This window comes from Acidovorax sp. 22279 (genome assembly GCF_052045435.1).
GTDB lineage: Bacteria > Pseudomonadota > Gammaproteobacteria > Burkholderiales > Burkholderiaceae_C > Acidovorax > Acidovorax delafieldii.
Window position 1 is genome coordinate 241,176 of the sequence record NZ_JBQEOV010000002.1, and the last position, 13,570, is coordinate 254,745.

Here is a 13,570-nt window from a genome sequence, read left to right on the forward strand (position 1 = left end):
AGCGGGTGCTGCTGGTGGGCTGGCTGGTGCCGCTGTGGGGGCTGGTGGCCGTGATCTGCGTGGTGCAATGGGCCTATCAGGCGCAGCATGACGCTACCGCGCAAGATGAGGCCCTGCGCCAGGCGCTGGCGCACTGGCCCGCAGATCTGTCAGCAGAGCCCGCCGCCTCCCTGCGTGCCCAACCCGTGCCCGGTGTCTGGTACCGCGAGAGCAATCTGGACGGCGAACGCCTGGCTGGCAGCGCCGATCTGCCGCGCGTGCCTCCCACCGAGGTGGTGCGTGACCCCGGTGCCGTGCACTTCTACCTGGCGCAGGTCGGGGACCAACTGGTGCGGGTGGCCGTGACCCTGTACCAGCCCGCCGAGGCGAAGAACGGGCAAACCGTGGCTGCGCCCGTGGTGCGCCAGGCGGCGCGCCCGCTGGGCGAGCGCCTGCCGGGTGCGCGCCGCCTGCTGGGCGGTGGCTCGGGCCTGTGGTGGGTGGTTCTGCTGGCGTTGGCGATGACCTCCGTGGCGGTGCTGCTGGCGCGGGCGGCATCGGGCTGGTTGCGGCATGCAGATGTATCGCTGATGCGGTCGCCCAGCGGCGACGTTGCGGGCACTGCAGAGCGCATCTACGAAGGCCCGTCGGAACTCGCGCCCGCCGTGCAGCATTTTGCCGAGCTGCAACACAGCCAGAGCCGCTGGATCGAGGAGCAGCGGCGCTTTCTGGCCGATGCCACCCACCAGTTGCGCACCCCCATGGCCGTGCTGCGCACCCAGCTGCAGGCCGCCATGGCGGGTGACATGCTGGTGGGCGATGCGCTGCAGCAGATGCTGCACACCGTGGACCGAGCCTCGGGCCTGGCCAACCAGTTGCTAAGCCTGAGCAAGGTGGAACAGCTCAAGCGCATGGGCGAGCTGCCCAGCGTGGACCTGAACGCGATTGCCCGCGAGGCCGTGATGGAGCTGGCACCGCTGATTGCGGCCAAACGGCTCGACTTTGCGCTGGAGGGCCCTGACACGCTGTGGGCACCCGGCGACGCAGCGCTGCTGGGCGAACTGATGCGCAACCTGCTGGCCAACGCCATCCACCACACGCCCACCCATGGGCGGCTGGGTGTGCTGCTGCGCGACAGCACCGGGCGGCGCGAGGTGCTGGTGTGGGACGAGGGCCCCGGCATCGACGACGCCGTGCGGCAGCGACTGTTCCAGCCGTTTTCGGCGGGGAAGGGCGGGGTGGGGCTGGGGTTGTCCATCTGCCGGCAGATTGCCGAGGCGATGGGCGCCCAGGTCACGCTGTTCAACCGCATGGACGCGGGGCTGGTCATCGGCGTGGATGCCGTGGTGGCCTGGGAAAGTTGATATGAAGCCCCCCTGTGTCGCCTGCGGCGCCTTCCCCCCAGGGGGACGCAGCCCTCGCTGCGGGGCTGTCCTTGCTCGGCTGCCCTGGCGCAGGGCGCGCCGGTTTCATGGGGCCAGTTGTCGTTCATTGAGCTTCCCATCGGCCTCAGACATGGCAGTCGCCAAAACGTACACACCATGACGAACTCTGCGGGCCACCACGGCATTGAATTCAGGGACGTGTGCAAGCGGTATGGCTCGTCACCCGGCGCCCCGCTGGTGGTGGACCACATCAGCTTCAGCGTGCCGCGCGGCACGCTCACCACCATCCTTGGGCCGTCGGGCTGCGGCAAGACGACCACGCTGCGTCTGATTGCCGGGCTCGAATCTCCCACATCGGGACGCATCTTCATCGACGGGCAGGACGTGACCCCCCTCGGCCCGGCGCAGCGCAACGTGAGCCTGGTGTTCCAGAACTACGCGCTGTTTCCGCACATGAACGTCATCGACAACGTGGTCTACGGCCTGCATTTGTCGGGCCTGGGCAAACAGCAGGTGCGCGACAAGGCGCGCGCCATGCTCGACACCGTGGGCCTGCACGGCCTGGACCAGCGCAGGCCGCACGAGCTGTCGGGCGGGCAGCAGCAGCGTGTGGCCCTGGCCCGCGCGCTGGCGCTAGAGCCCGCCGTGCTGCTGTTTGACGAACCCCTGTCCAACCTGGACGCCCGCCTGCGCCGTTCCATGCGCGAGGAAATCCGGGCCCTGCAACAACGGCTGAAGCTCACCGTGGCCTACGTCACCCATGACCAGTCCGAGGCCCTGGCCGTCAGCGACCAGATCGTGGTGATGGACCGGGGCGCCATCGCCCAGCGCGGCGCGCCCAGCGCGCTGTACGAGCAACCGACCTCCGAGTTGGTGGCCGGCTTCATGGGCGAGGCCATGCTGTTTGCAGCCCAGAACCACGCGCCCAGCCCGGGCAGCACCACAGACACCGGGTATGCGCAACTCGGCCCGCTGCGTGTACCGTCACCCGCCGCACTGCCCGCAGGCCCGGTCAAGATCGCCGTGCGGCCTGAGGCCTGGGTGATCGGACCGGCCACATCGGCGGGCCTGGCCGCGCGGGTCACCCGCTGCACCTATCTGGGCAGCGTTATGGAATACACCTTTGCCAGCGCCTTGGGCGCCATTTTTGTGGTGTCGCCCCTGGTGGAGTTGCCGCTGGATGTGGGGGCCCCGGTCAGCCTGACGCTGGCAGACCACGGGGTGTCCGTCGTGGCCGGATGAGGCGGGCGGCGTTTGCCCGGCACGCGCCGCGCCGTTCAGTGATACTTTTTTTGATGAGCGATGCCCTTGGACTACACCGTTGCTGTTTTTGATCTGGACAACTGCCTGATGGATGCCCGGGCTGTGGGGCCCTTGTTCGAGCCCGCTTTCGAGGCGGTGCGGCAAGCCAACCAGGGCGCGCTGAGCCCGCAGGCCCTGGACCAAGCGCTGCAGGCCTGCTGGTTCACCGCGTTCGACCTGGTGGCCCAGCGCCACCATTTCACGCCGGCCATGCGTGCGGCTGGATGGCGGCAGTTCAGCCAGATGGAAGCCACAGCACCGCTGCAAGGCTATGCCGACATCGGTCTGCTGCCCTGCATTCCGTTGCGGCGCTACCTGGTCACCAGCGGCTTTCGGCGCCTGCAGGACAGCAAGATCGATGCGCTGGGAATCCGCCCATGGTTTGAACAGGTCTTCATCGACGCGATTGACGCACCACCCACCGGTGCCGGGCACGGCAAGCAGGCCCTCTTTGAACAGATCCTGACCCGTGAGGGTTGCAAGCCCCGCCAGATGCTGGTGGTGGGCGACAACCCCTTGTCCGAGCTGGCGGCCGGGCGCGCGCTGGGGGCCACCACCGTCCAGACCGTGCGGCCGGGTGTCGAGCCCTGGCCTCTGGCAGACCACCGGGTGGAAGGGCTGCAAGGGCTGCTGGCCCTGCTGTCGGCGGACGCACCGCGCGCCGCAGCAGATACGCCCCCAGCGGGCGCAGGCCAGAGGATTTGAAAGGAATCGGCGCCAAGCGCTAGTGGAGTATGCGCTGATAGCTATTAAAAATATAGCGTGGTATCGCTGTACGCCAGACACACTACGCCTGGTCGGCAGAGATGATGGGAGACAATCGGCGCCCACCCTTGCCGACCTGGCGCGCTTTTCTCCGTGAACTCTCCTGTCTTCACCTCGCTGATCCCCGTCATCCTGTTCATTGCCATCGGCTTTTATGTGGGGCGGCGCGGCTGGATACGTGCCGAGTCCGTCAAGGACCTGGCCAACCTCGTGTTCATGGTGCTCACGCCCGCGCTGCTGTTTCGCACCATGAGCACGGTGCACATCGAAGACCTCAACTTCGGCCCCGTGGGCATCTACTTTGTGGCGTTTGGTGTGGTCTATGCCGCCACGCTGGCGGTGCAGGGCTTCAACACGCTGGGCGCCGCGCGGGCGCTGGCCAACACCTTCAGCAACACGCTGATGATCGGCGTGCCGCTGGTGGGCCTGGTGTTTGGCGAGGCAGGGCTGGTTACGCTGTTCACCCTGATCTCGGTGCACTCGCTCATCCTGCTGACTGCGGCCACGGTGGTGTTCGAGCTGGCGGCCGCACGCGAACATGCCGGGCGCCCGGGCGGGGTGCAGCAGCCGATGTGGCGCACCGTGCTGCAGGCCATCCGCAACGGCATCGTGCACCCCGTGCCGCTGCCCATCATTGCGGGCCTGCTGTTTGCGCAGACCGGGCTGGTGGTGCCCGAGGTGGTGGGCAAGCCCCTGCAGCTACTGGGCCAGGCGCTGGGGCCGATTGCGCTGCTGCTGGTGGGGGTGACGCTGGCATTCACCAAGGTCGGCCACCAGTTCAAGGCCGCGCTGCGCATTGCGCTGGTGAAATGTGTGGTGCACCCGCTGGTGCTGGCCAGCATGGGCTGGGCGCTGGGCCTGTCGGGCATGCCGCTGGCCGTGATGATCGTCGCGGCATCGCTGCCCGTCGGGGCCAACGTGTTTTTATTCTCGCAGCGCTATCGCGTGGCAGAAGAAGAGGTGACGGCCAGCGTGGCGGTGTCCACCGCCATGGGGTTGGTGACCATGCCAGTGGTGATTTTGGCGGTCACGCGGTGGGTGGTGGGGTGATATCCGCAGCGGTGCGCAAGTCTTTCGTTCAGCAGCCTGTTTGATCGGCTAGGCATCGCTGTACAACCTGCAAATTCCTTCTTCGCGCGGCTCGTGCGCGATATGCAAAAGCAGCGTTGAGCGTAGCTCTGCAAACGGATGGTCTGCGAAGTGTTTGCAGAAATGCATGACCTCTTGCAACGACTGATCCTCATGCCATGAGGTCAGGACAAAGCTCTCGTCCGGTATATCTCCATGATCAAACTGGCTGATGTTGGCCCAGTCCACAGAGTCGTCCCAGGAACTGCTGCCAAGACCCCAGGCCATCATTTGTAGACATCCTGAACGTACCAGCCAGTCGCTCACAGTGTTCTGCCAGAGCGCAGACACTTCCGACTCAATCACGACGATGGCGCGAAAGCTCCCCAGAGAAAGCTGGGGCAGCTCAGACTCCGGGTTGAGACACAGGTAAACGACTTCGGATGTGGAATCCACTTGGTTACCCATCGCTAAGGCTCACGCAGGGCGGCCAGCAGTGTTCAGGGCGCCAACCGCTCCCGCACCCATTCGCCCGCGTCCAGCCGGTAGCGCAGCCGGTCATGCAGCCGGCTCTTGCGCCCCTGCCAGAACTCCCACTGGTCGGGCTTGAGGCGGTAGCCGCCCCAGTGCGGCGGGCGGGGCGGTTTCAGCATGAATTGCGCACCGTACTTGGCCGCATTGGCCACCAGCACGCTGCGGCCTGAAATGACCTGGCTTTGCGGACTGGCCCAGGCGCCGATGCGGGAGTCGAGCGGGCGGCTGTGGAAGTATTCGTCGCTTTCCTCGTCGCTGACCTTCTCCACCACGCCTTCGATGCGCACCACACGCTCCAGCTCCACCCAGTGGAACTGCAGGGCGGCATAAGGGTTGCCGGCAATCTGCCGGCCCTTGCGGCTGTCGTAGTTAGTAAACCAGACGATGCCGCGCTCGTCATAGCCCTTGATGAGCACGATGCGGGTGCTGGGTCGCAGGTCGCTGCCCACGGTGGCCAGTGTCATGGCGTTGGGCTCGGGCACTTCGGCGCTGATGGCTTCCTTGAGCCACTGGTCAAACTGCTGCAGGGGGGCAGCGTGCGAGGCGTCTTCGTTGAGTTCGGCGCGCTCGTAGCTCTTGCGGAGGTCGGCGATGGAGTTCGTGGTCATGGCCACGATTGTGCATCCCCCGTACGATGTGGCATTGCGCCAGGGCCTGTGCAGTGGGTTTTGATAGTGGTCGAATTTATGTTCGTTTATATTCCTGGTTCCGATGAAACCCAAAGACGACGAGAAACAGCGCGCCATTGCCCAGGCCACCTTTGAACTGGTGGCCCAGCGCGGCTTGAGCGGCCTGACCCTGGCCGACATTGCCCGGGCAGCGGGTGTGGCCACGAGCACGCTGTACGTGTACTACCCGTCCAAGGACGAACTGATCAGCCAGCTGTACCAGGATGCCAAGACCGTGACGGCCGCGCGCATCATGGACGGGATAGAACCTGGCATGCCCTATCGCGCAAGGGTGCGCCGCGCCTGGGGCAACCTACTGCGCCATCGGCTGGACCAATACGCCGAGGTGGTGTTCCAGGAGCAGTACTACAACTCGCCCTGGTTCACCCAGGGCAACCGCGAATTTTCGACCCGGCTGATGGCGGGCTTTTTTGCGCTGATGGAAGAAGGCCAGCAGCAGGAGATCCTCAAGGCCGTGCCCATTCCGCTGCTCACGGCCAGCCTGGTGGGCTCGGTGCGGGAGACCGGCAACCTGATCCGCACCCAGGTGCTGCCCGATGACGAGGCTGTGCACCAAATGGCGTTTGGCCTGTGCTGGGACGCCATCAAGGCGTAAATCGTGCCGCTGCAGAAACTCGAATTTTGCGGTTTAATCGAATAGTTATTCTCTTAAAACAACAAAGCGGCTTGATGTCTGCCCGCGCCGCCCTACCGATTGCGCTGTGCTTTTGAGCGCTGACCTTCATCCCAAGGAGTCCCACGATGCCCACCCTCAATATCAACGGCAAAGACACGGCCGTGGATGCCGACGAATCCACTCCCATCCTCTGGGCCCTGCGCGACACGCTGGGCATGACCGGCACCAAGTTTGGCTGCGGCCAGGCGCTGTGCGGTGCGTGCACCGTGCACCTGAACGGCGCGCCGGTGCGGTCCTGCATCACGCCCATCTCGGCGGCGGCAGGCCAGAAGATCACCACCATTGAAGCCATTGCCGCCGACGACAAGGTGGGCAAGGCCGTGCATGCCGCCTGGGTCAAGCACGACGTGGCCCAGTGCGGCTACTGCCAGAGCGGCCAGATCATGAGCGCCACCGCGCTGCTCAAGGGCAAGAAGAAGCCCTCCGACGCCGACATCGACGCTGCCATGGCCGGCAACGTGTGCCGCTGCGGCACCTACGTGCGCATCCGCGCCGCCATCCACGACGCTGCCAAGACCCTGGCCTGATTGAAGGAGACCACCATGCACTTTGAACCCCATGCCCTGCAGGGCCAGGCACAACATTTCATGCCAAAACACCTCCAAGCGTTAGTGGATAAAGCGCAGGGCGCTATGAATTCAGGAGCTTTTGATGCATCGGAAGGTGTGGCTCGCCGCACCTTCCTCAAGGTGTCGGCTGCCTCGGGCTTTGCGCTGGGCGCGTTTCCCCTGGTGTCTGCTGCACAGGGCGCAGCCGCTGCGGCCCCCTCTGGCCTCAAGCCGCACGAACAGCCCTCGGCCTTTGTGCGCATCGATGCCGATGGCACCGTCACCGTCACCATCAATCGCCTGGACTTTGGCCAGGGCGTGCAAACCGGCCTGCCCATGATCCTGGCCGAGGAGCTGGATGCCGACTGGAGCAAGGTGCGCAGCGTGCACGGCGACGCCAACCCGGCCTACGCCGACCCCGCATTTGGAATGCACCTCACCGGCGGCTCCAACTCCATCAAGAACTCGTATACCCAGTACCGCGAGCTGGGCGCTCGCACCCGGGCCATGCTGGTTTCGGCGGCGGCCGCCCAGTGGGGAGTGGACGCGTCGGCCCTGCGCACCAGCAACGGCTTTGTGGTCGGCCCCGGTGGCAAGAAGCTGGGCTACGGTGCGCTGGCAGAAGCCGCCATGAAGCAGCCCGTGCCTGAAAAGGTCGCACTCAAGGACCCCAAGCAATTCCGTCTCATCGGCAAACCCACCGGGCGGCTGGATGCCAAGGCCAAGTCGAGCGGCCAGCAGGACTACGGCATTGACGTGCGCCTGCCCGGCATGCTGACGGCCGTGGTGGCCCGCCCGCCCGTGTTTGGCGCCAAGGTGAAGTCCCTGGACGACAGCGCCGCCAAAGCCATCAAGGGCGTGAAGGCCGTGCTGCGCGTGCCCACCGACCGGGGCGGGGAGGGCGTGGCCATCATCGCCGACGGCTACTGGCCTGCCAAACAGGGCCGCGACGCGCTCAAGGTGGAATGGGACACCAGCGCGGTCACCAAGCCCGACACCACTGCGCTGCTGGCGCAGTACCGCGAACTGGCCGCCAAGCCAGGCAATGTGGCCATGCAGGCCGACATGGCGCCGCTGGCGGGTGCACCCCACAAAATCAGTGCCGAGTTCGTCTTCCCGTACCTGGCGCACGCGCCCATGGAGCCGCTGAACTGCACCGTGAAGCTGGAGGGGGACAAGGCAGAACTCTGGATGGGCACCCAAATGCCTGGCCTGGACGCTATGGCCGCCGCCAAGACGCTGGGCCTGCAGCCACAGAACGTGAAGGTCAACACGCAGATGGCCGGTGGCGGCTTTGGCCGCCGCGCCATCCCCACCAGCGACTACGTGGTGGAGGCCTGCGGCGTGGCCAAGGCCGCGCGCACTGCCGGCATCACCGCGCCCGTGCGTACGTTGTGGAGCCGCGAAGACGACATCAAGGGCGGCTATTACCGCCCCATGCACGTGCACCGCGCCGAGATCGGCTTTGACGCTAAGGGCAAGATCCTGGCGTGGGACCACACCATCGTCGGCCAGTCCATCACCAAGGGCTCGCCGTTCGAGGCCTTCATGATCAAGAACGGCATTGACGCCACGGCCATCGAGGGCATGAAAGAGCCGTACGACGTACCCATGAAGCTGTCGGTGCACCACCCGGATGTGAACGTGCCGGTGCTGTGGTGGCGCAGCGTGGGCTCCACCCACACGGCCTACGCCATGGAGACCCTGATCGACGAAGTGGCCCGCACCACCAAGCAGGACCCCGTGGCCTACCGCCTGGCCCTGATGGGCGACAAGCACCCGCGCCACAAGGCGGCGCTGCAGCTGGCCGTCGCCCAGTCGGGCTACGGCAAGAAGAAGCTGGCCGCAGGCCGTGCCTGGGGCGTGGCGGTGCACGAGTCGTTCGAGTCGGTGGTGGCGTATGTGGTCGAGGCCTCCGTCAAAGACGGCACGCCCAAGCTGCACAGCATCACGGCCGGCGTGCATTGCAACCTGGTGGTCAACCCCAAAAGCGTGGAAGCCCAGGTACAAGGCGCCGCGCTGATGGGCCTGGGCACCTGCCTGCCCGGCGCAGCCATCACGCTCAAAGACGGTGTGGTGGAGCAGAGCAACTTCGGCGACTACGCCGTGCCCCGCATCACCGACATGCCGCAGGTGACGGTGCACATCGTGCCCAGCGCCGATCCACCGAAGGGCATGGGCGAACCGGGCCTGCCACCGCTGGCACCGGCGTTTGCCAATGCCATCGCGCAGATCACGGGCAAGACGCCACGCGAGCTGCCGTTCAAGCTGGCTTGATAAAGCTAGTTGGAATGAGAGCGCCGGGTTTGGAAGAGCCCGGCGCCTTTTTTATGACTCATCCATCTGCTTCAGTTCGGTGTCCACCATAGCATTGCTCTGGCTGTGTTTTGGCGCGCAGCTTTCGGCCTAGCTCAAGCGGCAGAGAAATGACTGCAATGCAGCGATTGCAGGCTCTCATCTATGCCGGTCGTACTTACGTTGTCCTATGTCGAGCGGTCATCCGGTCAGCGCATTGAGTTCGAACTCGAATGGCTCCTCCGCGACGTTCTGCAGCCACAACACTACCAGTTTCGGGTCGGCGTTACCCTGCGACCTCATGCCACCCTATCCGAACTGGAGGCTCTAGGAAACGGGCGCTCCTGATGTCGCGCTCGCAGGACGCGCAGCATGCGCCGTGATTGCTTGTACGGCATTTCTATCGTCTAAGCCGGCAGCCCCCTGGAACTGCCCTGCGGATCTTGTTACATTGAGCCGCATACAAAACTGGGGGAGTTGCGTGTACGACCAGTCCTTTAACAAGAAAACACTTGCGCGAGTTTTTCAAAAATTAGACTTTGTTGGAATAAAAACTTCTGAGGAGCTGGAGGCATTCCGCGAGACCATGCTCAACAAGGCTCTGGCAGTTGCTGCTTCTGGGTTCTCGAAAGCTGCGAATCCTCTGGTGAGCTTTCCGCTGCATGGACGGCAGGTTTTCATGCTTCCCAGCCTCTGGGATGAACTTGTTGCTCGACAACTCTGCTCAAACATCAAGAGAACATCAAAAACCGCTTCACGTGGGCGGGCACAGATCGTGTCGAATCTGCGCCTGCTAATCGAGGAGGGTGTGCCATTTCGCGTATACCGCCTAGACGTGAAGAGCTTCTACGAGTCTTTCAAGGTTTCTCACGTAATAGCGAAAGTTGGCGAGCTTCCTGTGCTCAGCCCTCTAAGCAAGAGATTGCTGCATGATTTACTTGGGTGCCATGCAGCGCTCGGCGGAACTGGATTACCTCGCGGACTTGCATTGAGTGCGGCTTTGTCAGAGTATTTGATGCGAGACTTCGATCATAAAGTGAGCGGGCATGATGATGTGTTCTTCTTTTCCAGGTATGTAGATGACATCATCGTCGTTACTTCAGCAAGGGAGGATGCAGTAGTATTTGTCCGGCAGATTGAGAATATGCTCCCATCCGGGCTTCGTTTAAATCCAGCAAAGAGACAGATTGAGGAAGCAATAGATCGAGTAAACCCAACAAAGCCGACTGATGCGACTGTGCATCTATTTAAGTTTGACTACCTCGGCTATTCATTTCGAATCAGTGAGCCTGTACGGGATAAAAATAAGGGCAAGCAACCGGGAGATCAACATCGCTCAGTGGCGGTGGACATTGCCGCGAAGAAGATAACTCGATTTAAAACAAGAATATCCAGATCTTTCCTTGATTTTTCAAATACAGGGGACTGGCTTTTGCTGAGGGACAGAATTAAGTTTCTCACAAATAACTTTAGTGTCTACAACGCAAAGGCCGGAGGAAAGAAGATTGCCGGAATATTTTACAGCTACCCTCTAGCCTCAAGTGGTGCGGAAGGAATTGCGTCTCTTGATAAGTTTTTGAGGAATGCGATTCTTTCAAAAAATGGGCGCATCGCCTCGTTGTCATCCGCAAAATTAACCGGAATGCAAAAAAGACAATTGCTTTCTAATAGTTTTGCAGAAGGGCATGCCAAAGCAAGCTTTGTGCATTTTTCCGGATCGAGACTTAAACAGATCCAAGAGTGCTGGAAAAATTGAGGATGAGATGAAAAAGAAAAATAGAATCAAACGCGGCGACTACAACCGCGTACTCATTACTGAAACACTGCCCTTTGAAACTCCAATTATTTTTTCCAATGACGGGCTGTACAATCATGTTGCGTCAATTGGCACCGCAAGCGGCATTCAAAAAACTATTGTCGATGCTCTTGTACTGGGAGAGGGGCATCCTAAGGCGGTTAATTCTACAAACCCGTACCTATACAAGGTAAGAAAAAACTCTAAGGAGTTTAGGCGGTTGGCGCTTCTTCATCCACTCTCGCAGTGGCGGCTTAAGTGCTTCTACCAGAAGTACGAACAATTAATCCTGCACTATTGCGCACAGAGTCCTGCTTCAATTCGTTCTCCTCGCAAAGTGGCAGGAAGTTTCTATAGCAAAAGCTCTTGGGAAAACATTAATCAGTATAAAAAGGATGCCATAACTTTGGCAAGCCTTGACCGGTACGTCAAACATACGCCCTCGTTCTTCTCGTATTTTGGTTACGACCGTTTGTACAAGTTCTTCAATTCGCGAGACTACTTCTCGCTTGAGAAGCAGTTTTCCGTACTAACGACCCTAGATGTCTCCAAATGCTTTGATAGCATTTATACACACAGTCTTTCGTGGTCAGTTAAGGACAAAGAATTCACGAAAGCCAACATCTCCGTCTCATCCACGTTTGCGCAAGACTTCGATCAAACCATCCGACACGGTAACCATAACGAGACAAATGGCATTCCAATTGGCCCCGAAGCCAGCCGAATATTTGCCGAAATCCTCTTTCAAGAGATAGATCGCCGAGCCATTGCAAAACTATCCAACATGAAGTTCGGCAATGATTACGTTTTTCGCAGATATGTAGATGATGTATTTATATTTGCGACCAGCGAATATGTTGCTCAGCACGTATATGAGATCTATGCTGATGTGCTGATTTCATTTAATCTTCACGCAAATACAGCCAAGTCCTCCACTATCCAGCGACCATTTCTAACAACCAAATCTAGGTTGATTTTTGAGGCAGGCATTAAGACGAATGAGTTCTTATCGAAATTCCTGGACGAACCAGCTTCGGGAACGCTGACCCCTAAGCGGGTATTTTCTAAGTGGAAGCTCACGAAGAGTTATATCGACTCAATAAAAGCCCTCTGCTCTGCGAACTCTGCAAGCTATGACGAGGTCGCATCCTTCTTGATGTCGGTTGTTGCCGAGCGGATTAAAAAGCTGGTCAACAGAGATCTGGCGAATTGCGAAGTTGATGTTCAGGATGACTACTTGGCCGCCATCGATGTTTTGGTGGATGTGCTGTTCTTCTTGTATAGCGTTGCTCCATCGGTCGGCGCCTCATATAAATTCAGTACGTCGCTAATTCTTATATTCCGATTTTCTGAAAAGCATCTCCCACTTCACGCGAAAACCATCTCACACCAGCTGTATACGCTGGCATCAACGCTACTCCTCGAGCAATGTGAGAAGCCGCACGCCGAAGGTGTTGACGGATTTGTCAATCTGGAGTACTTGAATATTGTTTTGGCAATTCGGGAGCTCGGAGATCACCATCTTCTGCCCTCCCGGGTATTGGATGAGCTTTTTATCGGAAAACGGAGATTATCTTACTTCACGATTGTCTCGTGCCTTTTCTATATACGAGATGAAGATCAGTACAAGGCAATCAGAAAGAAGATTCTTCGCTCCGCCACATCGAGACTAGGGGATATGTCAGATATCCTAATGAATAGCGAAAAGGCTTATCTTCTGCTTGACTTATTGAGCTGCCCGTTTGTTCCGAATACCAATAAATCTCTGTGGTTGAAGTCAATTTATTCGGTATTGCAGAAAACCCAGCCAAGCAATGCAGATATCAATGCATTTTTAGCAGTCGTGTGTGATGGGCACTGGCAGGTTGATTGGCAAGATGTTGATTTACTTAACTCATTGGAGAAAAAGGAGTTGAAGCAGGCGTACTAGTGTTACCATATATGTCGAAGAGTGAGATGGCCTCTCCTCGATCAATGGGCAACCGTTGGTCGCAATGGGCCTCCCTAAAAAGAGGCTTTTCTGCGTCTGGTCGCACGTGTCTGCCAGCAATGGGGGCGTGGACGCTTAGACGCTTGAGCGGTGACTTGTCATCCACACACTCAGGGGCCACTCATTCTTCACCCTTGGCTAGCCACGCAGGCATCAGCGCAAGTTTGGATGCATGTTTTGGCCGATTAGAAGATCGTCACTGTGTGTCGATTGCAGGTCGCCTGATGGCTTCATGCCAACGCTGAATTGATGGGAAAGAATCGAGGGGCAAAGCTGCCGCTCGATTGTGTCGGCATCGAATGACGGTTGTCCACGAAAGCCGCGTCTCAAGCGAACGAAACGAACGACTCAGATCAGCCTATAGCGGTATCCGACCTCTCTCAACATCTTTGTAATCCGGAAAATGAAGACGCTTCAATTGCCGTGCTTGGAAAGCATGCAAATCGGGGCAGGACCCGTGGCCGATTCTGTTTTTAGATTGCGGAGATTGTTTTGACGATCATCGCCTGTTGTGCGCGGTCGCCAATGGTGGGTGTTGCGCTAT

The 13,570-nt window shown here is 60.1% G+C and carries 11 protein-coding genes; 9 read left to right on the forward strand and 2 right to left on the reverse strand.

Going from position 1 to position 13,570, the window contains the following annotated elements:
- Positions 1-5 precede the first annotated feature (5 nt).
- The 4 genes from ACTJKQ_RS03900 (at position 6) to ACTJKQ_RS03915 (ending at position 4,481) form a co-directional block, all read left to right on the forward strand.
- Positions 6-1,343, forward strand: a complete 1,338-nt coding sequence (locus tag ACTJKQ_RS03900) for an ATP-binding protein (RefSeq protein WP_440596157.1) — start codon at positions 6-8, stop codon at positions 1,341-1,343.
- A 177-nt stretch (positions 1,344-1,520) separates the two neighbouring features.
- On the forward strand, positions 1,521-2,606 hold the full coding sequence (locus ACTJKQ_RS03905) for an ABC transporter ATP-binding protein (protein ID WP_440596066.1): 1,086 nt from the start codon (positions 1,521-1,523) through the stop codon (positions 2,604-2,606).
- 60 nt (positions 2,607-2,666) lie between these two features.
- Entirely contained in the window at positions 2,667-3,371 is a 705-nt protein-coding gene (locus ACTJKQ_RS03910) for an HAD family hydrolase (protein WP_056062805.1), read from the forward strand.
- 153 nt (positions 3,372-3,524) lie between these two features.
- A complete protein-coding gene (locus tag ACTJKQ_RS03915) occupies positions 3,525-4,481 on the forward strand; it encodes an AEC family transporter (protein WP_291443019.1) in 957 nt (318 codons plus the stop codon).
- A gap of 48 nt (positions 4,482-4,529) precedes the next feature.
- Here ACTJKQ_RS03915 and ACTJKQ_RS03920 read toward each other — a convergent pair whose 3' ends face one another.
- Together ACTJKQ_RS03920 and pdxH are read right to left on the reverse strand one after the other, a co-directional pair.
- Positions 4,530-4,955 carry a DUF7684 family protein gene (locus ACTJKQ_RS03920; RefSeq protein ID WP_440596067.1) on the reverse strand — a complete coding sequence of 142 codons (426 nt, stop codon included), beginning with the start codon at positions 4,953-4,955 and terminating at the stop codon, positions 4,530-4,532.
- Positions 4,956-4,999: 44 nt separating this feature from the next.
- Positions 5,000-5,641, reverse strand: coding sequence for a pyridoxamine 5'-phosphate oxidase (gene pdxH, locus ACTJKQ_RS03925; protein ID WP_209819643.1), 642 nt, complete (start codon positions 5,639-5,641; stop codon positions 5,000-5,002).
- 103 nt (positions 5,642-5,744) lie between these two features.
- On the opposite strand from pdxH, the gene ACTJKQ_RS03930 reads away from it, so the two are divergent.
- The 5 genes from ACTJKQ_RS03930 (at position 5,745) to drt3b (ending at position 12,966) form a co-directional block, all read left to right on the forward strand.
- Positions 5,745-6,317, forward strand: a complete 573-nt coding sequence (locus ACTJKQ_RS03930; RefSeq protein ID WP_015014099.1) for a TetR/AcrR family transcriptional regulator — start codon at positions 5,745-5,747, stop codon at positions 6,315-6,317.
- Positions 6,318-6,463: 146 nt separating this feature from the next.
- Entirely contained in the window at positions 6,464-6,925 is a 462-nt protein-coding gene (locus tag ACTJKQ_RS03935) for a (2Fe-2S)-binding protein (protein ID WP_056744839.1), read from the forward strand.
- Positions 6,926-6,940: 15 nt separating this feature from the next.
- Positions 6,941-9,223, forward strand: a complete 2,283-nt coding sequence (locus ACTJKQ_RS03940; protein ID WP_440596068.1) for a molybdopterin cofactor-binding domain-containing protein — start codon at positions 6,941-6,943, stop codon at positions 9,221-9,223.
- 499 nt (positions 9,224-9,722) lie between these two features.
- On the forward strand, positions 9,723-10,997 hold the full coding sequence (gene drt3a, locus ACTJKQ_RS03945; protein ID WP_440596069.1) for an antiviral reverse transcriptase Drt3a: 1,275 nt from the start codon (positions 9,723-9,725) through the stop codon (positions 10,995-10,997).
- Positions 10,927-12,966 carry an antiviral reverse transcriptase Drt3b gene (gene drt3b / locus ACTJKQ_RS03950; protein ID WP_440596070.1) on the forward strand — a complete coding sequence of 680 codons (2,040 nt, stop codon included), beginning with the start codon at positions 10,927-10,929 and terminating at the stop codon, positions 12,964-12,966. Before drt3a ends, drt3b begins: the two co-directional genes overlap by 71 nt.
- The last annotated feature ends 604 nt before the right edge of the window (positions 12,967-13,570 follow it).